The 22,719-nt window shown below is 58.7% G+C and carries 19 protein-coding genes and 1 tRNA gene; 9 read left to right on the top strand and 11 right to left on the bottom strand.

All coding sequences use genetic code 11. The features are described from left to right. Positions 1 to 23 precede the first annotated feature (23 nt). On the bottom strand, positions 24 to 1,373 hold the full coding sequence (locus ADB02_RS05850; RefSeq protein WP_016422936.1) for a DUF4921 family protein: 1,350 nt from the start codon (positions 1,371 to 1,373) through the stop codon (positions 24 to 26). Positions 1,374 to 1,483: 110 nt separating this feature from the next. Here ADB02_RS05850 and ADB02_RS05845 point away from each other — a divergent pair, with 110 nt between their 5' ends. From ADB02_RS05845 to ADB02_RS05835, 3 genes are all read left to right on the top strand, one after another. Beyond that, on the top strand, positions 1,484 to 1,867 hold the full coding sequence (locus ADB02_RS05845) for a hypothetical protein (RefSeq protein WP_042388759.1): 384 nt from the start codon (positions 1,484 to 1,486) through the stop codon (positions 1,865 to 1,867). Positions 1,868 to 2,122: 255 nt separating this feature from the next. Next, positions 2,123 to 3,466 (top strand): NADP-specific glutamate dehydrogenase, encoded by a 1,344-nt coding sequence (gene gdhA / locus ADB02_RS05840; RefSeq protein ID WP_016422934.1) that lies wholly within the window; start codon positions 2,123 to 2,125, stop codon positions 3,464 to 3,466. Between the two features lie 85 nt (positions 3,467 to 3,551). Continuing rightward, positions 3,552 to 4,313 carry a sulfite exporter TauE/SafE family protein gene (locus ADB02_RS05835; protein ID WP_042388756.1) on the top strand — a complete coding sequence of 254 codons (762 nt, stop codon included), beginning with the start codon at positions 3,552 to 3,554 and terminating at the stop codon, positions 4,311 to 4,313. 8 nt (positions 4,314 to 4,321) lie between these two features. Here ADB02_RS05835 and ehuA read toward each other — a convergent pair whose 3' ends face one another. From ehuA to ADB02_RS05815, 4 genes are all read right to left on the bottom strand, one after another. Further along, complete coding sequence (ehuA, locus tag ADB02_RS05830; protein ID WP_016422932.1) at positions 4,322 to 5,095, bottom strand: ectoine/hydroxyectoine ABC transporter ATP-binding protein EhuA; 774 nt, start codon at positions 5,093 to 5,095, stop codon at positions 4,322 to 4,324. Beyond that, positions 5,096 to 6,013, bottom strand: a complete 918-nt coding sequence (locus ADB02_RS05825; protein WP_370550222.1) for an amino acid ABC transporter permease — start codon at positions 6,011 to 6,013, stop codon at positions 5,096 to 5,098. Between the two features lie 63 nt (positions 6,014 to 6,076). Then, the gene (locus tag ADB02_RS05820; protein ID WP_049190016.1) at positions 6,077 to 6,970 is read right to left on the bottom strand and encodes an ABC transporter substrate-binding protein; all 894 of its coding nucleotides are present in this window, start codon (positions 6,968 to 6,970) and stop codon (positions 6,077 to 6,079) included. 126 nt (positions 6,971 to 7,096) lie between these two features. Beyond that, complete coding sequence (locus ADB02_RS05815) at positions 7,097 to 8,416, bottom strand: NAD(P)-dependent malic enzyme (protein WP_049190014.1); 1,320 nt, start codon at positions 8,414 to 8,416, stop codon at positions 7,097 to 7,099. A gap of 757 nt (positions 8,417 to 9,173) precedes the next feature. On the opposite strand from ADB02_RS05815, the gene ADB02_RS05810 reads away from it, so the two are divergent. Beyond that, positions 9,174 to 9,932 (top strand): Ltp family lipoprotein, encoded by a 759-nt coding sequence (locus ADB02_RS05810; RefSeq protein ID WP_080969583.1) that lies wholly within the window; start codon positions 9,174 to 9,176, stop codon positions 9,930 to 9,932. A gap of 148 nt (positions 9,933 to 10,080) precedes the next feature. Then, on the top strand, positions 10,081 to 10,290 hold the full coding sequence (locus ADB02_RS05805) for a hypothetical protein (protein WP_049190013.1): 210 nt from the start codon (positions 10,081 to 10,083) through the stop codon (positions 10,288 to 10,290). Between the two features lie 366 nt (positions 10,291 to 10,656). On the opposite strand, the gene ADB02_RS05800 is transcribed toward ADB02_RS05805, so the two are convergent. The 3 genes from ADB02_RS05800 to ADB02_RS05790 all read right to left on the bottom strand — a co-directional run bounded on the left by ADB02_RS05800 (position 10,657) and on the right by ADB02_RS05790 (position 12,557). Beyond that, positions 10,657 to 10,730 (bottom strand) — tRNA-Leu (locus ADB02_RS05800). Positions 10,731 to 10,780: 50 nt separating this feature from the next. After that, positions 10,781 to 11,758: a DUF368 domain-containing protein gene (locus ADB02_RS05795; protein ID WP_049190011.1), complete on the bottom strand. Its 978-nt coding sequence runs from the start codon at positions 11,756 to 11,758 to the stop codon at positions 10,781 to 10,783. A 208-nt stretch (positions 11,759 to 11,966) separates the two neighbouring features. Continuing rightward, positions 11,967 to 12,557 carry a TetR/AcrR family transcriptional regulator gene (locus tag ADB02_RS05790; RefSeq protein WP_049190009.1) on the bottom strand — a complete coding sequence of 197 codons (591 nt, stop codon included), beginning with the start codon at positions 12,555 to 12,557 and terminating at the stop codon, positions 11,967 to 11,969. 459 nt (positions 12,558 to 13,016) lie between these two features. Here ADB02_RS05790 and polA point away from each other — a divergent pair, with 459 nt between their 5' ends. From polA to coaE, 4 genes are all read left to right on the top strand, one after another. Further along, positions 13,017 to 15,647 (top strand): DNA polymerase I, encoded by a 2,631-nt coding sequence (polA, locus tag ADB02_RS05785; protein ID WP_049190008.1) that lies wholly within the window; start codon positions 13,017 to 13,019, stop codon positions 15,645 to 15,647. Between the two features lie 282 nt (positions 15,648 to 15,929). Continuing rightward, positions 15,930 to 17,393: a 30S ribosomal protein S1 gene (rpsA, locus tag ADB02_RS05780; protein ID WP_005510285.1), complete on the top strand. Its 1,464-nt coding sequence runs from the start codon at positions 15,930 to 15,932 to the stop codon at positions 17,391 to 17,393. Positions 17,394 to 17,771: 378 nt separating this feature from the next. Beyond that, positions 17,772 to 18,881: a glutathione S-transferase family protein gene (locus ADB02_RS05775; protein ID WP_371259423.1), complete on the top strand. Its 1,110-nt coding sequence runs from the start codon at positions 17,772 to 17,774 to the stop codon at positions 18,879 to 18,881. Positions 18,882 to 18,914: 33 nt separating this feature from the next. Further along, positions 18,915 to 19,556 (top strand): dephospho-CoA kinase, encoded by a 642-nt coding sequence (gene coaE / locus ADB02_RS05770; RefSeq protein ID WP_049190004.1) that lies wholly within the window; start codon positions 18,915 to 18,917, stop codon positions 19,554 to 19,556. On the opposite strand, the gene ADB02_RS05765 is transcribed toward coaE, so the two are convergent. The 3 genes from ADB02_RS05765 to ADB02_RS05755 form a co-directional block, all read right to left on the bottom strand. Continuing rightward, the gene (locus ADB02_RS05765; protein ID WP_049190002.1) at positions 19,489 to 20,703 is read right to left on the bottom strand and encodes an aminotransferase class I/II-fold pyridoxal phosphate-dependent enzyme; all 1,215 of its coding nucleotides are present in this window, start codon (positions 20,701 to 20,703) and stop codon (positions 19,489 to 19,491) included. The genes coaE and ADB02_RS05765 overlap by 68 nt on opposite strands. A gap of 104 nt (positions 20,704 to 20,807) precedes the next feature. Next, entirely contained in the window at positions 20,808 to 21,497 is a 690-nt protein-coding gene (locus tag ADB02_RS05760; RefSeq protein WP_241482415.1) for a hypothetical protein, read from the bottom strand. A gap of 94 nt (positions 21,498 to 21,591) precedes the next feature. Beyond that, positions 21,592 to 22,476 carry a type IV toxin-antitoxin system AbiEi family antitoxin domain-containing protein gene (locus ADB02_RS05755; protein WP_049189999.1) on the bottom strand — a complete coding sequence of 295 codons (885 nt, stop codon included), beginning with the start codon at positions 22,474 to 22,476 and terminating at the stop codon, positions 21,592 to 21,594. Between the last annotated feature and the right edge of the window lie 243 nt (positions 22,477 to 22,719).

Below are 22,719 nucleotides of genomic sequence, written 5' to 3'. Positions count from 1 at the left end.
TCTCTCTACTCTGTGCCAGAGAACTACAGTCGCGACCCGTCTTCGACGAGCGGGTTGTACTTCAGCGAGTTTGGCTGGCACTGGCACTCGGTCGCAATGTGGATGCTGTCCGAGATCTTTCCGGTCTCCCGTAAACGGTACATCTCCGGGACAACGCGGTCGCGCAAATCCCATGGGGAGATGGTGTTCAGATAAATCTTGGTGCCACCCTCAAAGCCGGCCAAGTTCGAGGTGCGCCACTTAATCATTACGCGCCACGGCATGCGGGCATCCAAATCGACAGGGCGGTGGTGCCATTCCTCGTTACACGGAATAGTGGGGCCGGCAGCTGCATGACATGCGTGAATCAGGTCCGACATTGCGTCGATCTCAGCCCGGGTTTGCAGCCACGGTTCGCAGACATCTGACTTCGAGAAGATCTCCAGCGTCGGGTACCGGTGTCCGAATCCTGCGAAAGCCACCGCGTGCTCGTTTTCCGCAATAACCAGGTTGTGGCGGGCCGCATAGTCCACCGCGTATTCGTTGTAGATATTCGGGTTCTTGCGCACCGCCTGCACTTCGCGCTTGAGCTGCTCGCCGTGCTCATCGATGGCCACAAGCTGCTTGTGCAAGTGATCGAAGCTTGCGCCTGCCGGTTTTAGCCAGTTTTGGAAAGCGGCCACATAACGCACGTAGCGGTTACGTCGGTACAGGTCAGCAATCGACTCGACGGTAAACGCAATAAGTGCGCGGTGCTCGGCAACACTCAATGTGCCAGAAGAAGCCAGCTGATTATCGTGGGTAGCGCCGTCGACAAAGTGGCGACGGGCAACAATCACATCGTGGCCGCCGGCGAAATAGCTTGGGGCGCGGCGCAGCAATTCCTCGTCGGAAAGCGCGCTGATTTCCTCTTCACTGCGTCCAGCGGCGCGGTAGCGCGTGCGAATGATATTGAGCACGTGCTCGCGGCCCTTCGGGTCATCGAGGTAGGCCTCCATACGTTGCTGAGTTTCGCGGTCGGGCTCGAAGCCATAGTTTTCCGACCAATAGTCATAGGAGACGATCTCGAACAGGTTGGGCACGCGGCGGAACTCCGCGGTGGTGTCGAAGAGCTGGTCGGGCAGTACTCCGGTCACCGTGCTGTAGCCGCCGAATACCGATTCGTCGAGGACAACGCGGGCCTTCTCCGGCGGGGTTTGCAGCAGGTTGTTCCAGCCAAAGGAGTCGCGGGATCCAAAATCCTCCTCGCTCAATGGCTGCGGATCCGTGTGCTTAATTCCCAACGGCCGATTGCCACGACCTGGGACTGTCCACACCTGGGTACCGGAAAAAGGATTGACTTGCTTCACCGTGCCGTCGGCAAGCGTGATGAGGGGATTGCTGAAAGCCTGCATAAGTCCAACACTACGTCTTTGCTGGCGGTCGGCGCGCCAATGTAGGGGGACAGGGCTTGACGACGGTTAGCTATTGTCTGGCCGTCTCGCGTGGCTTAGCCTGTGAAGTTATGTCGAAGATTGTTTTTCACTGCCTGGTGAAGCCGACCGAATCGGAGGCGCTGGCCGAGGCATTTCGTACCAAGTTGAGTGAGTTTGACCGCGCCGGGCGAATTAGTGACGTGGATGTTTCGGTGGCGTCGGCGGACACTGACGCGCAGTTGGTGGAGCAGTGGGAGCGTGAGAACCCGAAGGAGCCGTTGGGGGATAGGAAGGTATTCCGTTATCTCTTGAGCTTCGATCAGCACGGCGGTTCTCTCAATGAACTCGCTATGGACCTCTCTGAGCTACTGACTCCGCGTGCAGAATTGCCCCCGGACCCAGTGCTGCGTGAGTTCGACGAAATGCTCGAATCTGTTGCGACGTATCCCTGGAATGTTGCCGTATTTAGGTAATATCCTACCTAATTCGTGAAAAGTGTAAGCCTCCACAGAGTCAGTGATTGGCTTGGCCAACGGGTGTAGCGCAAATCGCTACGAGTTTTCCCAGCAATATGCCGTTGTATAATTATGTCCGCTTCAATATCTACAGTTGCCCAGTCCTTGTGCACACAACCTGTGCCACCGAGTTACGGCAACCGGAAAGTGGTTTACAACCGCTGACGGTTTGTTCTTCGTGGGCGCCATAATGGTTTCGCAGAGAGGTTTATTTTGAATATCGAGCAGAAGGTTTCGGGACTCTATGACCAGATTCTCACCCGAAACGCCGGTGAGCCGGAGTTCCACCAGGCAGTGGCAGAAGTTCTGGAGTCGCTGAAGGTCGTCCTGGAAAAGGACCCACACTACGGTGACTACGGCTTGGTTCAGCGTCTGTGTGAGCCGGAGCGTCAGATCATTTTCCGCGTGCCGTGGGTCGATGACCAGGGGAAGGTCCAGGTCAACCGTGGCTTCCGTGTTCAATTCAACTCTGTGCTGGGCCCGTACAAGGGTGGTCTGCGCTTCCACCCGAGCGTGAACCTCGGCATCATTAAGTTCCTGGGCTTCGAGCAGATCTTCAAGAACTCCCTGACCGGCCTGCCGATCGGTGGCGGCAAGGGTGGCTCCGACTTTGATCCGAAGGGCAAGTCCGAGCTAGAAATCATGCGCTTCTGCCAGTCGTTCATGACTGAGCTGCACCGCCACATCGGTGAGTACCGTGACGTCCCGGCCGGTGACATCGGCGTCGGCGGCCGCGAGATTGGCTACCTGTTCGGTCAGTACCGCCGTATGGCCAACCAGCACGAGTCCGGCGTTCTCACCGGTAAGGGCCTGACCTGGGGCGGTTCCCTGGTTCGTACCGAGGCCACCGGTTACGGCTGTGTCTACTTCACTGAAGAGATGATGAAGGCCAACGGTGCTGACATCAACGGTGCCAAGGTCATCGTTTCCGGTTCCGGTAACGTCGCCATCTACGCCATTAAGAAGGCTCAGGAGCTCGGCGCTACCGTCGTCGGTTTCTCTGACTCTTCCGGTTACGTCTCCACCCCGAACGGTGTCGACGTCGAGCTGCTGAAGGAAATCAAGGAAGTTCGTCGTGCTCGCGTCTCCGAGTACGTCGCTGAGGCTGAGGGCGCTGAGTTCCACGAGGGTGGCAACATCTGGGAGCTCAAGGCTGATGTCGCACTGCCGTGTGCAACTCAGAATGAGCTCAATGGCGAGTCCGCCAAGCTGCTGGTCGACAACGGCTGCCGCTTCGTTGCTGAGGGCGCAAACATGCCGTCCACCCCGGAGGCTATCGAGGTCTTCAAGGCCAACGGTGTCCACTTTGCGCCGGGCAAGGCTGCCAATGCCGGTGGTGTTGCTACCTCCGCTCTGGAGATGCAGCAGAACGCTACCCGCGATTCCTGGTCCTTCTCCTACACCGATGAGCGCCTGAAGCGCATCATGACCAACATCTTCAAGAACTGCGAAACCACCGCCGCTGAGTACGATCACGAGGGTAACTACGTGCTCGGTGCCAACATCGCAGGCTTCAAGAAGGTCGCTAACGCAATGCTGGCTCAGGGCGTCATCTAGTCTGCTAACGTTTCCGCTTTACGACGGATCCTCGGCGACCCCGCCCGTCGAAAAGCCAAAAAGCCCACGCTGTAAACTCCCTCCTATGGAGTTATCAGTGTGGGCTTTTGTCTTTATCGTGGCAACGATTTTCATCGGGGCTCTGATGCAGCGAATAGCCGGTATGGGACTCGGACTGTTGGGAGGTCCGGTCCTCTCACTGGTTGCAGGTCCCGTAGCAGGAATTTTGATTATTAACGTGCTCGCATCGGTCAATGCGATCATGCAGACCATCTCGGTGCGAGAGAACGTCGATTGGAAGAAGTTCTGGCTGATTGGCCCGGTGATGGCCTTAGGTGCGCTGCCAGGCGCCTGGGTGGTTCACAACACGCCCAGCGGGCCACTCCAGGTTCTGGTCGGCGGGCTCGTGCTACTCGCGCTGCTAGTGACATCCTTTATGCCTCAGCGCATGCGTGTCGACGGCCCACAATACGCCGTTGCCTCAGGCGTGGCCGGCGGTTTTATGAATACCCTGGCCGGCATTGCGGGCCCAGCCATTACCGTTTACGCACAGGCTTCCCGTTGGCCAGCGCAGACATTTGCAGCCACCCTGCAACCGCTCTTCTTTGTTTCCGGCGCGTTGTCCTTGCTGTTCAAGGAAATCAGCGGTGACGTATCTGTCTTCGCCACCACACCGGTTATCCTCTGGCCGCTGTGTTTGGTTGCCATGATTGTGGGTATATTTTTGGGCACTCGCGTTTCCCGACGAGTGCCCATTGTGCAAGCCCGAAAGCTCGCGGTCATTCTGGCGACTACCGGCGCGGCAGTCACTATGTTTCGCGGAATCTCCGCAACTTTTGGCGCTTAGGCTTGCTGTTACTTCAACAGCGAAGACAGGAAGTTGCGGGTGCGCTCGTGCTGCGGATTACCCAGCACCTCATCCGGGGTGCCCTTTTCCACGACCACGCCGTCAGCCATAAACACGACCTGGTCGGCGACTTCACGGGCAAAGCCCATCTCGTGCGTCACGACGACCATGGTCATGCCCTTATCGGCCAGACCACGCATGACGTTGAGAACCTCACCGACGAGCTCGGGGTCAAGAGCGGAAGTCGGCTCATCGAAGAGCATTAGCTTCGGCTCCATGGCCAGGGCTCGAGCAATGGCAACACGCTGTTGCTGACCGCCCGAGAGCTGAACAGGGTAGGCATCGGCCTTGTGCGCCAGACCAACAGTCTCCAGCAGCTCCATGGCACGCTTTTCAGCCTGCTCCTGAGAGACACCCTTTACCAGCACCGGTGCCTCGGTGATATTTCCCAGCACCGTGCGGTGCGGGAACAGATTGAAGTTCTGGAAAACCATACCGATATCGCGACGCTGACGGGCAGCTTCTGCGGCGGAAATCTCGTAGAGGCTGCCGTTCTTTTCGCGGTAGCCAATCAGGGAACCATCGACGTAGAGACGGCCGGCATTGACCTTCTCCAGGTGGTTGATACAGCGCAGCAGCGTGGACTTACCGGAGCCCGAAGGACCAATGAGGCAGGTAACCGTACCGCGTGGAACTTCCAGGTCGATGCCCTTGAGGACCTCGAGACGGCCGAAGTTCTTCCGAACCTTTTGCGCCTCAACCATCAAATCTTTGGTAGTCATTTACTGCGGATCCTCTCGGTAGAAGTGCTCTTCGTCCTTATCGACAACGCGAGCATTTGCAAGCGGCACACCTTCGGCGTCGGCAAGCGCGGCCAGCTGGCGGGCGGTGAGCTGACGGGTAGCGCCGCGGGCGAAGTAGCGCTCAAGGTAGAACTGTCCGACCATCAGAATTGATGTGATGACCAAGTACCAGGTGGCGGCGACAAGCAGCATCGGCACCGGCAGGAACAGCGCATTGGCGATGTCCGTGGAGCGGCCGTAGAGTTCCAGCGAGAACGGCACTGCGATGACCAGCGAAGTGGTCTTCAGCAGGGAGATGAACTCGTTGCCCGTCGGCGGGATGATGATGCGCATAGCCTGTGGCAAGATGGCGCGGCGGACAGTCTGCCACCAGCTCATACCCAGTGCCTTCGATGCTTCGGTCTGGCCCTCCGGGACAGCCTGGATGCCGGCACGGACAATTTCAGCCATGTATGCGGACTCATTCAAGCCGAGACCGACGAACGCCAACACAAAGGTATTGGACAGGACGGTGCTGAGATCAACCTCGGCAACGCCCAGGTCAATCGTCGAGTAGATAGTGCCGAGGAGGCCCCAAAAGACCAGCTGCACGTAGACCGGAGTTCCTCGGAAAACCCACAGGTAGAACCAAGCAACAGTGGACAGCACGGGGTTGTCCGACATGCGGAGTACGGCGACGATAGCACCGCCGACGATACCGATGAGCATGGCCAAGACCGTCAGTGCAATGGTCCAGCCAGCGGCAGCGGCGATTCGTGTGTCGAACAGGTACTGGAAGTAAACATCCCAGTGGTAGGCCTCGTTGCGGGCGGCACCGATGATGAACCACAGGAAGAGCACAAGCAGCACTGCTGCGGTGATCCAGCGACCCGGGTGCGGCAGCGGTTTGGCCTTAATTTCTTCGTTGAGTTCCGCCTGTGTGGCCTCGTAGCGGGCGCCAGACGCAGATGAGTCGCTCACTTAAAGTTCCTCTCCGTTAATAGTGGCGCGTTCCAAAGCACCGTCTTCCAAACCCCATGTGGTCAGGATTTGCTTGTACTGGCCGTTGTCGATGAGGTACTGCAGCGCCTGCTGGAGTACTGGGCCGAGTTCTGAATCCTTCGGAATAGCGAAGCCGAACGGGGCACCATCGTAGATATCTCCGGCAAGTTCGAGTTTGCCCTCAGAACGATTGACCGCGTAGGCACTGACTGGTGAGTCAGCTGCCAGCGCGTCAGCACGCCCCAGCACCACGGTGGTAGCTGCGGTACCAGCATCCTGGTAGGCCAACTTGTTAATTGGTGGCAAACCGCGATTCAGACAATCCTGATTCTTTACCGGCAGGTCCTCCATGTCAGCGACGGTATTGCGCTGAACGGCAACAGTTTTGCCACAGTAGTTGTCGGAGCTGGCGTCGCTGCCCGGGCGACGTGCCCACTGCAGGCCGGTATCCAGGTAGTCGACGAAGTCGTAGGTCTTGCGGCGCTCCTCATTTGAGGTGAAGCCGGAAGCGCCAACATCAACTGCGCCGGCCGACAGGGCCGGAAGAATCAGTGCGAAATCCTGTTCTTGGATTTCAATCTTCATGTCCAAGACACTGGCCATGGCTCGGATGAGATCGATGTCGAAGCCGATGATGGAACCGGCGGAATCCTTAAACTCTGCCGGGGCGAATGTTGGGTTGGTGCCGATGCGCAATACTCCGCGCTTACGAAGATCTGCTGGGACCTGTTTCGCCAGTTCGGGGACCGCTGCCGGTTTGATCTCTGACCAGCCCTCGGGGTTACCGCTTTCGTCATTGGTGACGCAGCCTGTAAGCCCTAAGAACAAGGTCGCAGTCAGCGTGGCAGCCGCCAATGCGATGGGTCTTTTCATATCTGAATATGTTACCTAGGCACAGGAATACCTTAAATTCGGTACCCCTATTCAGCTGCGTCTTAGGCTGCTGCAGGAAAACCGCACACTTTTCAGACTTCCCGGGGAATAGTCAGCGCCGGTTTTCTAGTTCGCTTCAGCTGCAGCAAAGCCATTGCCAGTGACGTCGAGCGGGCCGACCGCGCCGGAGGCCGGGTCGCTCAGCGCAGCATCGCGGACAGCCTTCGCCACGGCCGGCATGACGCGCGAATCCAGCGCCGACGGGATAATGCGGTCGGCACTCAGGTCTTCTACGCCAACATTTGCAATGGCCTGAGTAGCAGCCAGCTTCATGGCCTCGGTGATCCGTTTGGCACCCGCCTCCAGTGCGCCACGGAACAGACCCGGGAAGGCCAGCACATTATTAATCTGGTTCGGATGATCCGAGCGGCCAGTGGCCACGACGGCTCCGTACTTGCGGGCGACTTCCATCGGAATCTCCGGAATCGGGTTGGCCAGCGAGAACAGAATCGGGTCAGCGGCCATCTGGCTAATCGCATCCTCGCCGATACGGCCGGCAGAGACGCCGATGAACACGTTAGCGTCGACAAGCGCATCGTTGATCGAGCCGGTGATACCGCGCGGGTTAGTCATGCCGGCGACCCACTGCTTGATGTCGCTCAGTGGCTCGCGGTCTGGGTGGATGATGCCGCGCGAATCGACGACGACGATGTCGGACATGCCAGCGGACAGCAGCATCTTCGTCGCAGCGACACCAGCGGCACCAGCGCCGGAGATGACCACGCGGAGATCCTGGAAGCTGCGACCTGTCAGCTTGCAGGCGTTGATCAGGCCGGCGGCGATGACGATGGCGGTGCCGTGCTGGTCGTCGTGGAAGATGGGGATGTCGAGCTCTTGGTCGAGACGCTGCTCGATCTCGAAGCAGCGAGGCGCGGAGATGTCTTCGAGGTTCACTCCGCCAAACGACGGCGCCAGCGCCTTGACCGTCTGGATGATTTCCTCTGTATTGAGGGTATCCAGGACGATTGGCACAGCGGAGATGCCGGCGAACTGCTCGAAGAGCTGGGCTTTTCCTTCCATCACCGGTAGCGCGGCCTTGGGCCCGATGTCGCCAAGGCCAAGCACGGCGGTGCCGTCGGAAACCACTGCGACGTTCTGGCCGGTCCAGGTGTAGGTGCGGGCCAGAGCCGGATCTTCGTGGATGGCCTCACAGACGCGAGCGACACCTGGGGTGTAGCCGATGGAGAGGTCGCGAATTGTCTCGAGCTTCATGGTGGAGTGGGAGCGGAGCTTGCCGCCTCGGTGTGCCTCAAAGATTTCCGCATCGGTGATGGTCGACGGATCTGTGGGGGCGGTGTCCTCCGGTACTGCGTGAAGTGGCGTCTTAGCGGAGTTCGCGTTCGCAGTGTGGGCGGAGGAGCTAGAGGGGGAATTCGCAGCAGGCATGATGACAGTCCAAAACGTGTTGAGTACTGAGTACTTTGTACTTTGAGAAAACTCGACCGCGGCGTGAGCTGCTGGTGGGCAGTGCGTAAAGCCGGGAGCAAAGCTTGGCAGGTGATACGTAGTGGTGTGCGTAAAAACTAAACCAGTCTTGCTATACGGGATTGGTATCTCATTATATGGACAGTGGGGTGGAAAATAAAATCTTTGCGGTTGGGGGAGCGGGGATTTGGGAAGTGTCGTGGGGCTGGCGGCCGCGGGCGTGATGCCGGAACCCCGGCTTTTGCCGAGTTCGACGAGTCCTGCCATGGCATCGTTTGTGTTAAGGGCTACTCAGCTGCGTCGTTTGTGATGAAGGTGTGCATCGAGCTTGCTCGGAAGCATCTTTGTTAGGAAGTGCCTTCGGTGGGGTGTCTATGTGCTGTCGGGTTCCATATGGGCGGCTGTCGTTGGAGGGGCTCCATGCCTTGGCCGCTTTTGGCCTTCTATTGGTTTGGAAAATGTTGGCGATATTATTTGCCGATATTGAGTAAGCGCTGGCCGGGGTTGAAGGTTAGTTTTTAAAGAGATTAACCAGTTCCAAGCCCTGTTCTATGGGGTAGAGGCCTGGTTTTTTCTTACCTTCAGTGGTGCCTTATGGTTCGCGAATCGAAAATATTTGTGTAGTGCGGAAAGTTGAATCCGGAGTTCCTGGGATAGTTCCAACTGACGACAGAGAGCTGTTCGTTTATTGCAACTTCTACGCAGGAGGCTTCTTACGATGTCCGATTCCACTTTCCCCCAGAACCCGCAGAGTCCACAGAACCCGTATGGCTCCCAGAATCCGTATGGCTCCCAGAATCCGCAGGATTCGCTGGGGCAGCAGTCCTACCAGCACAGCCCGCAGGATCCGCTCGGCCAGCAGCCCTACCCGCAGGGTCCGTCGGCAGCGGGGCAGATGCCTCCGGCTCCGAAAGAAAAGAAGAAGGGTGGCTGCTTCAAATGGGGTGGTATTGCCGCGGGCGCTGTCGTGGTCCTCGCTGTGGCGGCCAGCTTGACTGGTGGCGGTGACACTGAGTCGGGTTCCGATTCTGAAGCTGCATCTCTCTTTGGTTCGGAGACTGCCGTTGCGGCTGATTCTGGGACTGTTGAGAATGCCGATTTCGCTGAGTCTTCCGAGGCAGGTGTAGATGAGCAGCAAGGTCAGACGGGGGAGCAGCAAAAGCAGGATGAGAAGGTCCCGACCGAATACAAGAATGCTCTCCGCAAGGCAGAGATTTACGCGAATCGCATGCACATGTCGAAGGCCGGTATTTATGATCAGCTGACCTCGGAGTACGGCGAGAAGTTCTCACCGGAGGCAGCCCAGTATGCAATGGACAATCTCGATGCGGACTGGAATAAGAACGCACTGGAAAAGGCGAGAATCTACCAGGATTCGATGGCGATGTCCCCGGATGCGGTTTACGAGCAGCTGACGTCGGAATACGGCGAGCAGTTTACTCCGGAGGAAGCTCAGTACGCGGTGGATAACCTGTAGCAGCGGGCTTCGTTTGTTGATGACGCCAATTGGCCAGAGTCCAGTTGGATGCCTGCTGCAAAAGAACGGCTTCCGCTTCACCAGAATGCATTTGCTGCACACTGAACGGCTGCTGGTGAAGCGGAAACCGTCTCGGCAGTTTTAATGCGTGACCGGGCAGTTGAGCGAGTGTCTGCAGCACAACTTCGGCGCGGTACAATTCGTGCCGTTTATCAACCGCGCCCGCATCGGCGACCGCGGCGGCAAATCAGAAGTAACCGCGACACTGCGCCGCTACGCAGTCGCAGCACCTATCTTGCAGAAGACATCGCTGAGTTTCGAGTCTCCATCACAGAAGAGCAGCGGCAAGCTTTGTTGAGCGGGATTTCCGAGTACTCCGATGGCGATGAAGAAGTTTTCAGAGCGTATGCTCGCCTGTTGAAATCATCGGACTCAAAAGCCATGGAGTAGCCACATTCGCGGGGTGCGAGTCCCCGCCATGGCACTGCCCCGTTCACTCAATCGATAGTGGCGGGGTTTTCTTATGCCCAAAAACAGATTCACCCAGGAGTTAACGCAGGATTCAACGTGCAATAAGTGGCTCTTTTTTGGCTCATTTTTGGCGCAAAATACCCGTGAAAGTACGTGAAAGTGCGTGAAAAAGAGTGAAAGATAGTGAATACTCAGACAAGTAAAACCCGCTCCCACCAGGCTAAAAGCCAGGTGAAAGCGGGTTTTAAAATCGTGCCCCCGGTGAGACTCGAACTCACACTGGACGGGTTTTGAATCCGTTGCCTCTGCCAATTGGGCTACAGGGGCGCAAAGCCGTCGATAAGCGAAAATGCTCTATCGAAGCGACTTTGACTAGTTTAGTCCATCGACCCCGAATTAGAAAAACGGCGCTGCGCATAAGCGACGACGCTGACGATTGCGGCGCCGAGAATGAACAGTCCGAGGGCGAGTCCCCAGTCGGAGCCGATGCCCTGGAGCTCGTTGTTTTCGGTCTGCCACGGCCAGAGAGCGCGCAGTGAACCGAGCATGAGGCCGGACATGGCGACCAACGTGAGCGCCTGGTGCGTACTCAGCAGCCATTCGAGGAGGCGGATGAACAGGACGATGCCAATCAGCGCGCCGACGAAGAACGTGCCGATGTAGGCGAAGTCACGGTCGTGAATTGCGCCCATGGTCGGTGCGTAGAGTCCGATGACCAGCAGGAAGAAAGAGCCCGAAACGCCCGGCAGAACCAGTGCGCACACGGCAATCGAGGCGGCGATGAGTACGAGCCAGAGAGGCGGCTGCGTCGGTGCGGCCTGGGGGAGGGAGGTCAGCGCGAACAGGGCGATGCTGAAGAACAGGAAGACTGCGATGGCCTTGCCGCGCATGCCCGGCTGACGCAGAGCGCCTGGCTGTAGCTCGTTCAGCGGCATGGTGATCGAGGCGGCGATCATGCCCATGAACAGTGCTCGGGAAGCGACTGGTTGGTTGGTGACGAAGTTCTCCATGATGCCTGCCATGGAGAAGACCACGGCAACCATGCCGATAGCCACCGGGATGAGCAGCCACCAGTCGATTCTGCGAAGGTCCTCCTTGAAGGTGCCCTTCGAAGTTGCCCGCGGCAGGTCGGTGATGCGCTTTGCCGATTCAATCAGGCGTCCGTAGATGCCCGTGATCAGCGCAAGGGTGCCGCCGGAGACCCCCGGAATCGTCTCGGCGAGACCAATGAGGCCACCGCGAACTGCGTTGGCGATGACACCCAGCGGGGTCGGCTTCGGGATTTCAGAGTAGGGGCTCGTGGTCGGCAGCGTGGTCGACTCTGCGCCAGGAGCGCTCGTATTTTCAGTAGACATCGCAGGCCATTGTATGTCTTCCACCTGAGAAGAAGCGTATTTCCGTGTGTGTATTAGTAGCTTCGGGGTGCGATTAAAGACACAAAACAAAAAAGCAGCGCCTGGGGTGGCGCTGCTGATTCAGTGAGTTACGCAGGAGTAGTCGGTGGCAGTGGGGGGGGCAGTAGGCGGTGGGCAGTGGAGCTGCTTTCTTAGCCGTGCTCGGTTCTTAGCCGTGTTCGATGATTTGCTGCAGGCAGCTGCCCAGGGCCTCAACCGAAATCCTCGGCGCGTTGGCCTCATCGATTAGGCCGGTGTCGGAAAGAACTAGGTATCCGACGCAGAGGGAAATAGCCATCTGGCTGCGGTGCACAGCAGTGTCGTAGCTAACGTCTTCCGGTCCGTCCGCTTCGACGCGGCGAATTAGGTCATCTGCAACAGCTTCATTGAACCGCTCGGCAATGACTTTTGCGGTTTCCTCGGAGTCGAGGGATCCGACAATCAGTGGAATCATGGACTGTCCGGCCATTCCTTGACCAGTCAAAATAGCGCTGGCCATCCGCTGGCCAAGTTCATTGAAGGGAGCTCGGCTGAGTGTGCCTTTGAACTGGCTGAAGTCAATCAGTTCGGCCATGAGACCTTCTTTGGAGCCGAAGTACTTGATGATGAGCGGCGCGCTAACGCCCGCATCGCTGGCAATTTCCTTCAGCGGCACGCTTCGCAAAGGCTTGCGCGCGAAGTGCCGAGCTGCAGCCGCGATGATGCGCTCGCGGGTGGACTGGGCGCTCCGTTGGAAATCGGTCGAATCGAACTCACTCATGCTGAAGAGTCTAAAGCCATGAAAGCGTAACTACGCCAATTGATTTCAGAGGCATGCGCAGGACGTGGCGATATGTTTTCGCGGCCACCTCAAAGAGGGGGTAATTTCGAGGTGCCTCATTTGGGGCAGGTTCCGTGCATGTTGTTGACCAATCGCTGGAAAATATGGAAAAACTCCAGGAAAATAAGGCGAATATTAAAGTTGGATTACAGCATTTCGGAAACTGAAACCAGGTGCCAAGCGACGCTCGAGAGGCTCACTCTTGCGAATCACTGTTCAGGTGGACTAAGGGGCTGCTGAACTCGTTTCAAAATACAGCCTGATTACCGTAATTATTGTTCACTGAAGCTGACTGGCCAACAGCTCATCCTCCGCAGCTCGCGATTCCTCAGCGCGTATCTCAGTTTTCCTACGCTGTTCAATATTTTCCTACACTGGGATGTCATGAAGAAGACCCTCATGCTTATCGACGGTCATTCCATGGCCTTCCGCGCGTTCTTTGCCCTTCCGGTGGATAATTTCTCAACTACCGGTGGTCAGACAACGAACGCGGTGTACGGCTTCCTTTCTATGCTGTCCAATATCCTCAGCGAGGAAACGCCCACGCACGTGGCGGTCGCCTTCGATGTCGCCCGCGAGACCTTCCGCAACGAGATCTTCCCGGAGTATAAGGCTCAGCGTGAGAAGACTCCTGAGGAATTCCGTGGTCAGGTGCCGCTTATTCAGCAGGTGCTGAAAGAGATGGGCATCGTCACGCTGGAAAAGGACAACTATGAGGCCGACGACATTATCGCGACTTTGGCTACCCAAGCCAAGCCTGAGGGCTTCGAAACGCTCATCGTCACCGGTGACCGTGACTCGTTCCAGTTGGTCAACGACACCACCACGGTGCTTTATCCAATGCGCGGCGTCACCACGCTGCATCGCTTCACGCCTGCTGCTATCGAGAAGAAGTACGGTCTGACGCCGACTCAGTACCCGGACTTCGCTGCTCTCCGCGGCGACCCCTCCGACAACCTCCCGGGCATTCCGGGGGTCGGCGAGAAGACCGCGACGAAGTGGATCGTTCAGTACGGCACGCTGGCAAACCTCATCGACCACGCTGACGAAATCCGCGGCAAAGTCGGCGATAACTTCCGCGAGCGCGTCGCAAACGTCCAGCTGAACCGCGACATCACCGAAATGGTCAAGGACCTGCCCTTGCCATACGGTCCGAACGAGCTCGAGCTCCGTCCCGCCGACGCCCAGGGAATCATCGACTTCTTCGACCGCCTCGAATTCGGCGACAACCTTCGCGAGCGCGTATTCCGCACCCTTTCCATCGAAGGCGCGGGCGTCACCGCCTCCACCAGCGACAGTGCGACAAAGCTCGAGGCTGTTTCGCTTGACGACGGCGCCCTGGCTGCCTGGCTCGATAATCTGCACGAGCCGGCCGCGTTGCAGGTCGGGGAGCACACCCTGATGATTGGCTCCGCAGATGAGAAGGGCAAGACCTCCGGCCAGGCTGTTTCTCTCGACTTGGGCGGGCTTTCCACTGAAGATGCCGACACACTGCGCGAGTGGCTCGCGGGCGACCATCCGAAGTTGGTGCATGACTGTAAGTCGGCCATGCATGCGCTGTGGGATTACGACTTCGAACTGGCAGGGGTCGTTCACGACACTTTCTTGGCCGCGTACCTGCTGCGCCCAAGTCAGCGCAGTTACAGCTTGGACAACGTTGTCCAGCGACACCTGGGGCAGACTCTTTCGCAGGCCGACGGTCAGATGACCCTGCTCGATGGCCCGGCCGAAGACGCTTCCCATGTCGCCGCCGTTATCGACCTGGCTGAGCGACTGGCTGTCGAACTCGATGAGGCCGGGCTCTACAGTGTGTACGCCGACCTGGAAGTTCCGCTTGCTCCAGTGCTTGGCCGGATGGAACGCGCTGGCATCGCTGTGGATGTTGATGCCCTCGAGGAGCTCCGAAAGCAGGCGCAGGCGGCTACCGATGAGGCGGAGAGTGAGGCTCGCAACCTCGTCGATAAGCCTGAGCTGAATCTCGGATCGCCGAAGCAGTTGCAAGAGGTCCTGTTTGACCAGCTGGGAATGCCCAAGACAAAGAAGACGAAGACGGGCTATTCCACGGCGGCGAAGGAAATTGAGGGGCTGGCGAAGGTCAACCCGCATCCGTTCCTGGATTACCTGTTGAAGTTCCGCGAGTCGCAGAAGATGAAGTCGACCGTGGAGGGGCTGATTAAGGCTGTCGCTGATGATGGCCGTATTCATACGACTTTTAATCAGGCGGTCGCGGCGACGGGGCGTCTGTCGTCGACGGAGCCGAATCTGCAGAACATCCCGGTGCGCACGGAGTTCGGGCGACGGATTCGTGAGGCGTTCGTGGTCGGCGATGGCTATGAGCAGCTGATCACCGCGGACTACTCGCAGATTGAGATGCGCGTGATGGCGCACCTATCGCAGGATCCGGGGCTGATTGAGGCCTACCGCCAGGGCGAGGACCTGCATAACTACGTCGGCTCGAAGGTCTTCGGCGTCGGCATCGATGAGGTTACGCCTGAGCTGCGTCGTCGTGTAAAGGCGATGAGCTACGGATTGGCTTATGGTCTGAGCGCTTTTGGTCTGGCTCAGCAGCTCGACATTCCGCAGCGCGAGGCGAAGAAGCTCATGGAGGACTACTTCGAGCGCTTCGGTGGTGTGCGCGATTATCTGCACAAGGTTGTTGAGCGGGCGCGCAAGGACGGCTTTACGGCCACGATGTTCGATCGTCGTCGCTACCTGCCGGAACTCAACGCCGACAACCGCATCGCTCGCGATAACGCGGAACGCGCGGCATTGAACTCGCCGATCCAGGGCTCGGCGGCAGACATTATTAAGATTGCAATGCTCCGGGTCGACGATGCTTTACGACGGGGCGGGTTGCGCTCACGTGTCCTCCTGCAGGTTCATGACGAATTGGTTGTTGAAGTTGCAGATGGGGAAGAGGCGGCCATCAAGGAGCTGCTGCATCGGGAGATGGACTCGGCGGCTGAATTGTTGGTGCCGTTGGATGTTTCTATCGGTGCTGGTGTGAATTGGGATACTGCTGCGCATTAGTGGTGCGAAGGTCGGGCCGTAGTGCTGGTCGGCGGACTTGTTGCGGGCTTGCCGCGGATGTGTTGCGGACTTGAATGTCGCAGCTCAAATCGGTATTGTTCGCTAGGTATGCATTAGCGTGCCGACTTTGCAGCCTCGAGCTCCAGGGACATCGGGTTAACTAATTGCCAATGGCGAGATTCGCCGAAAGCGGATTTGGCCCGGTTGTCCAGGTGTTTCTTTGAGGGGCAAGGCCGAAATTGTCCGTTTTTCGATTTCTATCCGCTTCGGAGCACATCTTATATGTCCACTTCTAACGTCCCTCAGGTTGCCATCAACGACATTGGCACCGCTGAGGATTTCCTGGCCGCTGTCGACTCGACGATGAAGTACTTCAACGATGGTGACATCGTTGAGGGCACCGTCGTTAAGGTTGACCGCGACGAGGTTCTTCTCGACATCGGCTACAAGACTGAAGGTGTCATTCCTTCCCGCGAACTGTCCATCAAGCACGATGTCGACCCTGACGAAGTGGTCGAAGTTGGCGATGAGATCGACGCGCTGGTCCTGACCAAGGAAGACAAGGAAGGCCGCCTCATCCTGTCCAAGAAGCGCGCTCAGTACGAGCGTGCTTGGGGCACCATCGAGCAGCTCAAGGAGAACGACGAGCCGGTTACCGGTACCGTCATCGAGGTCGTCAAGGGCGGCCTGATCCTCGACATCGGCCTGCGCGGCTTCCTGCCGGCTTCCCTCGTCGAGATGCGTCGTGTCCGCGACCTCCAGCCGTACATCGGCCAGGAGATCGAGGCCAAGATCATCGAGCTCGACAAGAACCGCAACAACGTCGTTCTGTCCCGCCGTGCATGGCTCGAGCAGACCCAGTCTGAGGTCCGCTCTGAGTTCCTGCACCAGCTGCAGAAGGGCCAGGTCCGCAAGGGTGTCGTTTCCTCCATCGTCAACTTCGGCGCATTCGTCGATCTCGGCGGTGTTGACGGCCTGGTTCACGTTTCCGAGCTGTCCTGGAAGCACATCGACCACCCGTCCGAGGTTGTCCAGGTTGGCGACGAGGTCACTGTCGAGGTTCTCGAGGTCGACCTGAACCGCGAGCGCGTTTCCCTGTCCCTGAAGGCTACTCAGGAAGATCCGTGGCGCGTCTTCGCCCGCACTCACGCAATCGGCCAGATTGTTCCGGGCAAGGTCACCAAGCTGGTTCCGTTCGGTGCGTTCGTCCGCGTCGAGGAGGGCATCGAGGGCCTGGTTCACATCTCCGAGCTGGCTTCCCGCCACATCGATGTTCCGGACCAGATCGTCTCCGTCGACGAGCAGGTCATGGTCAAGGTCATCGACATCGACCTCGAGCGTCGTCGTATCTCCCTGTCCCTCAAGCAGGCTGACGAGGACTTCACCGAAGAGTTCGACCCGACCAAGTACGGCATGGGCGACTCCTACGACGAGCAGGGCAACTACATCTTCCCGGAGGGCTTCGACCCGGAGACCAACGAGTGGATGGAGGGCTTCGAGACCCAGCGCGCAGAGTGGGAGGCTCGCTACGCAGAGGCAGAGCGTCACCACCAGCTGCACGCTGCCCAGATCGAGCGTCACCGCGCTGCAGCTGCCGAGGCTGCAGAGACCGCTTCGAACTACTCCTCCGAGTCCGGCGAGGCAGCCCCGGCTGCTCCGGCCGCACCGGCTGCAGACAACGCAGGCGGCACCCTGGCTTCCGACGAGCAGCTCGCTGCTCTGCGCGAGAAGCTGGCTGGCAACTAAGCTAGGCCGCTAAGGGCTTACACGTCCCTTTGAGAAATCGCCCCGGCGAGGTTTTCCTCGCTGGGGCTTTTTCGTGCCTTCTTTGCTTTACGACGGGCACCTGCTCGGCCTTGTTCTTATATCGGCGGCTTGAGGGCTTGCTGCATCCTTGGTCCGGGTGATGGGGCTTTGGGCCATGAGGGTGGTGCCGCTGTTGTCTAGGGCGGGCTTACGCTTCACCAGAAGTAGTTTGCTGCACAGTAACCGGCTGCTGGCGAAGCGCAAGCCGTCCTAATGGCCCTAATGACTCTAATGCCCTGGTGGCCCTGTCGATTTTGGTGGCTCTGGCGGTCTTTACTGCCGTTGACAGCCTATCTTTCTGCCCATATGATTGGTGACATGACAACAAAGGACGAAGCCAAGCAGGTAGATAACGCTAACCAGGTAGAGGATTCCTCCCGCTCCACCGGTGGTGTGTACTCGCAGGAGGGTAAGGACTTTAACCGCGACACCCGCTATATCAACGACCGCATTGTTAAGAACGGTCGCGAGGTAGGCGACGGAATTAAGACGTGGCCCGTTGAAGCCGGTCACTACCGCCTCATCGCGGCTCGCGCGTGCCCATGGGCACACCGCACGCTTATTGTTCGCAGGTTGCTCGGCTTGGAAGATGCAATTTCAGTCGGAATTCCAGGGCCAGTGCACGATGCCCGCTCCTGGACATTCGACAAAGGCCCAGGTGGCCGCGATGAAGTACTCGGCTACGAGCGCCTGCAGGAGGCATTCCTCAAGCGTTTCCCGGACTACCAGCGTGGCATTACTGTTCCGGCCATCGTCGAGATCGAGTCGGGCGAGGTCGTGACCAATGACTTTCCCTGGATCACCTTGGACTTCATTACCGAGTGGACCGAGTTCCACCGCGAAGGCGCCCCGGATCTTTACCCGGTGGAGATGCGCGAGGAAATGGATGAGCTTATGCAGTTCATCTACACCGAGATCAACAACGGCGTCTACCGCTGTGGTTTCGCAGGCTCGCAGGACTCCTACGACAAGGCTTACGACCGGCTGTTCGATGCCCTAGACAAGGTTTCTGAGCGCTTAGAGACCCGCCGTTACCTCATGGGCGACCACATCACTGAGGCCGACATTCGCCTTTACACGACCCTGATCCGCTTCGATGCCGTCTACCACGGCCACTTCAAGTGCAACCGGAGCAAGATTTCCGAGATGCCGGTTCTATACAACTACCTGCGTGATCTCTTCCAGACTCCGGGCTTCGGCGACACCACTGACCTCGTCGATATCAAGCGCCATTACTACGAGGTCCACCGCGACCTCAATCCTTTAGGGATTGTCCCGAAGGGGCCGGAGCTCTCTGACCTGCTCCAGCCGCACGGCCGTGAGGCCCTTGGTGGCAGCCCATTCGGTAACGGCACCGCCCCGGCCCCAGTCAACCCAGATCCCGTTGAAGAGGGTCACCGCATCGAGGATCTCGTCGTAAAGCACTAACGTGCGGGGGCGTGTCCACGTACCCTTAGAGACATGCTCAAAGTAGGACTAACCGGCGGCATGGGCAGTGGGAAATCTACGGTCGCCCGTAGGTTTGCCGAGCTCGGTGCCGTCATCATCGACGCTGATCAGATCGCTCGCGACGTCGTCGAACCCGGGGAACCGACGCTTGCCGAACTCGCCGAAGCTTTCGGCGAGGGCATTTTGCTTGACGACGGCTCCCTCAACCGCGGCGAGCTTGCGAAGCGCGCCTTCGTATCCGCGGAGAAGACGGAGCTGCTGAACTCCATCACCCATCCGCGTATTGAGCAGCGCACCGAAGAGCAGTTCAACGCGGCAGGTGACGCCATCATTGTTTTTGACTCTCCGCTGTTGATTGAAATGGGGCAGTCGGAAGCACAGGACCTCGTCGTAGTTGTGCATACCCCGGTGGAGGTCCGTCTCGACCGTCTGGTGGAAAGCCGCGGTGTAGACCGAGAGGATGCGAAGCAGCGCATCGCTAAGCAAATCAGCGATGATAAGCGCCTGCAGTTCGCCGACGTAGTTCTGGAAAACTCAGGCACCGAGGAGGACCTCGTGCGCCAGGTCGACCGGATTTGGGAGCGGATTATTCAGCCGCTGAATCAGATTCGTCAGCTGCAGGCCGGGCAGCAAGATAATCCCGCAGCCGGATGATAGCCTCCTCAATCACCTCGGCGCGCTTGCAGAAAGCGAACCGCACCAGGTAGCGGTACTTTTCTGACTCTGGGTCATCCACAAAAGCGGTGACGGGGATGGCTGCGACGCGGCATTCCTTGACCAGGCGGGTGCAGGTCTCCAGGGCGTCGCCAAGCCCCCAGCTCGAGACATCGGCGACGACAAAATACCCTGCCTGCGGCGTGAAGACGTCGGCGCCAAGGCCCTCCAACCCATCGGCGAGGAGCCGCATGTTGCCCTCGAGCTGACCCGCCAGCTCGTCCACCCATGGGGCACATTCCTGCAGGCCACGGGCGACTGCGGGCTGAAGGGGAGTGGCGCCGACATAGCTCAAGAACTGCTTGGCCTTGACGACGCCATCGAGTAGTTCGGTCGGGGCCAGCGCCCAGCCGATCTTCCATCCGGTGACGTTGAAGGTTTTTGCGGCGCTGGACACGACAATGGTTCGCTCGCGCATGCCGGGCAGAGCGCTGATGGAAGAGTGTGACAATCCGTTGAAGTACAGGCGTTCGTAGACTTCGTCGGCAAGCACGAGTAGATGGTTTGCGATGGCGACATCGGCGATGGCCTGCAAGTCCTCGTCCGCGAGGACGGTGCCGGTGGGGTTGTGCGGCGAATTGATGATGATCATGGCCGTTTTGGCGGTGACGGCATCGGCAAGCGCGCTGCGGTCGAGCGACCAGGAGCGTGCCGTGCCGGAAGCTGCGGGGATGAGCGGCACCGCGGTATATGTGCAGTTAGCCAGTGCGATGGCGGCTTTGTACGAGTCGTAGTATGGCTCGATGACGATGACGTGGCTGCCGGGTTCGAGATGCCCCAAGGCGGTGGCGGCAATCGCCTCCGTGGCGCCGACCGTGACGAGGCATTCGGCGTCGGCGTCGTAGACCTGCCCCGTGCGGCGGGCGCGATCGGCGACGATAGCCTCGCGGAGCACCTTCATGCCGCGGCCGGGGCCGTACTGGTTGTTTCCTCCAGCTATCTGATGTCGCGCCTCCGCGAGCACCTCCGCCGGCCCATCCCAATCGGGGAAGCCCTGTCCAAGATTGATCGCCTCGTGCTCGGTAGCGAGGCGGGACATGGTGGCGAAGATGGTCTCGCCGAAGGGGCGCAAGCGGGAAACTGTCATGGTTTCACTGTAGGCGGGAGTTTGCGGGCTTGTTGCGATTCCCCATCGGCGAATCGCGGCTGGCGGCCAGCAGTTGCACCGACTGCCGACCGCCACCTGGTGCGCTAGTACATGTAAATCTTCGCGTTGTTGCCGCCGGTGCACACGACAACGTCGTCTTGTGTGCTGCAGCTGAGGTCGTAGGTCTTCCCGGTCGCGGGGCTCTTGGCCTTGATGTTTGGCTGCAGGTGGTCGCGGATATTGTCCTCCGAGGCGTTAAGCCCCTCGGTCTGCTGGTTGAAAACGGCCTTCGCAAAGTCGCAGCTCGTGTTTGGCCCCGCCGCGATGAGGTTGAGGCCGTACCCATCGCCGTAGATGCAGGTGGTTGCCTGTTCGCCGGCCGCCATGAAGGTGGATCCCGGCGAGGGGTTGTTGTAGATTTCAGCGGTCATGTCCTGACGAAGCCGGCTCCCGTCGCCGTTGTCGCCGCTTTCGCTTGACGACGTCGACGTGCCACCAGTCTCCGCCGTCGATGTATCGCCTCCCTGGTCCGGTGCAGAACCGGTTGGGTTTGGCGTGTTGCCCGAACTCTTGTCAGACACGCCATCCTCGGTCTGAGTAACGGTAGTGGTTTCAACCGGAGTAGCAGATTCGGGCGCTGCTTCGGTTTCCTGTGTTGAGCAGGCGGTGAAAGCCAATGCGGTGGTGGCGAGGATACCGGCCACAAGGGCTCGGTGTGAGGTTGCTTTTCGAGTGGTGGAACCTGGGCGAGTCGTAGCGTGCGTGTGGACTGGTGTGCGGCGCGAGGTGTTCATAGGCGCCAGGCTAGTTGCTGTTCGGTCAGTTTTCATTACAAAATAAATAACAATTGGGCAAGTGGATGGCTGTTTATCTCGCGATATCGGCTGTTTATCGCTGCTTATTGGCGTAGCCAACCGTTGGATTCCATTCCCAAACTTTCTGACAGGCAGGCCATCCTGGTTTATAGTCCACGCGGGGACGGCGCTTTTGTACCCATCGGATTGCCTGCTCGATCTCGTCGAGGACGCTGTCGAGATTCCAATTGATGCATGAGTCTGTGAACCGCAGGACTATCCAGCCGTGCAGCGTGCCGGAGTTGGTCTTCCAGCGATCTGTGATGAACGAGTCCTCGTTGGCGTGGTACTTCTCTGAGTCAACTTCGATGGCTATTTTCCACTGGTCAAGCAGGATGTCGAAGCAGTAGGGGCCGATGTACTGGTTCATTCGGATGCGGTACCCGCGCTTGATTAGTGGACGGGCCAGCTTGCGCTCGAGTTCGCTGCATGAGCCAATCGGCGTGGTAGCGATGGTTTCACGCAGCCAGGCGGGAACTTTCCGCATCCGGCTGAGGTCGTGGTTGAGTCGCTTCTCGCCGCCCCGGCCGGCGTAGTGTGTTTCCAGGATTCTGCGTGCGAAGTCTTTTGAAGCTCGTGCTGCCCAGAGTGCTTCGACAACTGGGAGGCCATTGATGCTGGTGTAGGACGGTAGGCGGCTGTGCCTAATGGAGAAGGTCTCGGCCTGAACTGATCCCGCGCCTTCTGCCTGGATAGGAAGTGTCAGGGGAAGTCTCAAGTGGATTTGAGCTGCGCTTTTACCGGTTAGCGCAATGCTTTTGTAATGCCCCGTGATTGCTCGGGCGACTGAGGCGGGAGAGTGGTCGTCAATGTAGAGGCCACGTACCAATTTAATTAGCCTGCCTTGTTGTAGGAGGGCTCTGGTCTTTGTCTCTCCGATGCCGAGTGCACGCAACTCGGCCGTGGTGAAACTTCCCATGGTCGGGACTCTAAGCTTTTTCGGCCCAGGGACTTCGCTGCGAGAGAGGCTCCACGTCCAATCTGTGGACAACTTTCAGGGTGTGGATAACCCAGGCCTCCCGCAGCCTTGCAGCCTCGCAGCCTCGCAGCCGCAGCCGCGGACCATCGATAAGACGGCTTGCGCTTCACCAGGAGTCAGTCCATGCGCACTAAGGGCCAGCTGGTGAAGCGGAACCCGCCTTTGCTGGCCTGGCACCGACTT

The organism is Corynebacterium sp. 212_CJEI, assembly GCF_001055915.1.
Taxonomy (GTDB): Bacteria; Actinomycetota; Actinomycetes; order Mycobacteriales; family Mycobacteriaceae; genus Corynebacterium; species Corynebacterium jeikeium_D.
The sequence above is the reverse complement of the archived record's forward strand: the minus strand, read 5'-3'. Positions and strand labels throughout refer to the sequence as shown.

Coding starts and splice junctions, on each gene's coding strand:
- ADB02_RS05755 (WP_049189999.1), bottom strand. CDS start 22,476: ATGGGAAGTTTCACCACGGCCGAGTTGCGTGCACTCGGCATCGGAGAG.
- rpsA (WP_005510285.1), top strand. CDS start 15,930: ATGTCCACTTCTAACGTCCCTCAGGTTGCCATCAACGACATTGGCACC.
- ADB02_RS05845 (WP_042388759.1), top strand. CDS start 1,484: ATGTCGAAGATTGTTTTTCACTGCCTGGTGAAGCCGACCGAATCGGAG.
- ADB02_RS05815 (WP_049190014.1), bottom strand. CDS start 8,416: ATGCCTGCTGCGAATTCCCCCTCTAGCTCCTCCGCCCACACTGCGAAC.
- ADB02_RS05835 (WP_042388756.1), top strand. CDS start 3,552: ATGGAGTTATCAGTGTGGGCTTTTGTCTTTATCGTGGCAACGATTTTC.
- ADB02_RS05790 (WP_049190009.1), bottom strand. CDS start 12,557: ATGAGTGAGTTCGATTCGACCGATTTCCAACGGAGCGCCCAGTCCACC.
- ADB02_RS05810 (WP_080969583.1), top strand. CDS start 9,174: ATGTCCGATTCCACTTTCCCCCAGAACCCGCAGAGTCCACAGAACCCG.
- ADB02_RS05795 (WP_049190011.1), bottom strand. CDS start 11,758: ATGTCTACTGAAAATACGAGCGCTCCTGGCGCAGAGTCGACCACGCTG.
- ADB02_RS05820 (WP_049190016.1), bottom strand. CDS start 6,970: ATGAAAAGACCCATCGCATTGGCGGCTGCCACGCTGACTGCGACCTTG.
- ADB02_RS05765 (WP_049190002.1), bottom strand. CDS start 20,703: ATGACAGTTTCCCGCTTGCGCCCCTTCGGCGAGACCATCTTCGCCACC.
- ADB02_RS05775 (WP_371259423.1), top strand. CDS start 17,772: ATGACAACAAAGGACGAAGCCAAGCAGGTAGATAACGCTAACCAGGTA.
- polA (WP_049190008.1), top strand. CDS start 13,017: ATGCTTATCGACGGTCATTCCATGGCCTTCCGCGCGTTCTTTGCCCTT.
- ADB02_RS05760 (WP_241482415.1), bottom strand. CDS start 21,497: ATGAACACCTCGCGCCGCACACCAGTCCACACGCACGCTACGACTCGC.
- ehuA (WP_016422932.1), bottom strand. CDS start 5,095: ATGACTACCAAAGATTTGATGGTTGAGGCGCAAAAGGTTCGGAAGAAC.
- ADB02_RS05850 (WP_016422936.1), bottom strand. CDS start 1,373: ATGCAGGCTTTCAGCAATCCCCTCATCACGCTTGCCGACGGCACGGTG.
- coaE (WP_049190004.1), top strand. CDS start 18,915: ATGCTCAAAGTAGGACTAACCGGCGGCATGGGCAGTGGGAAATCTACG.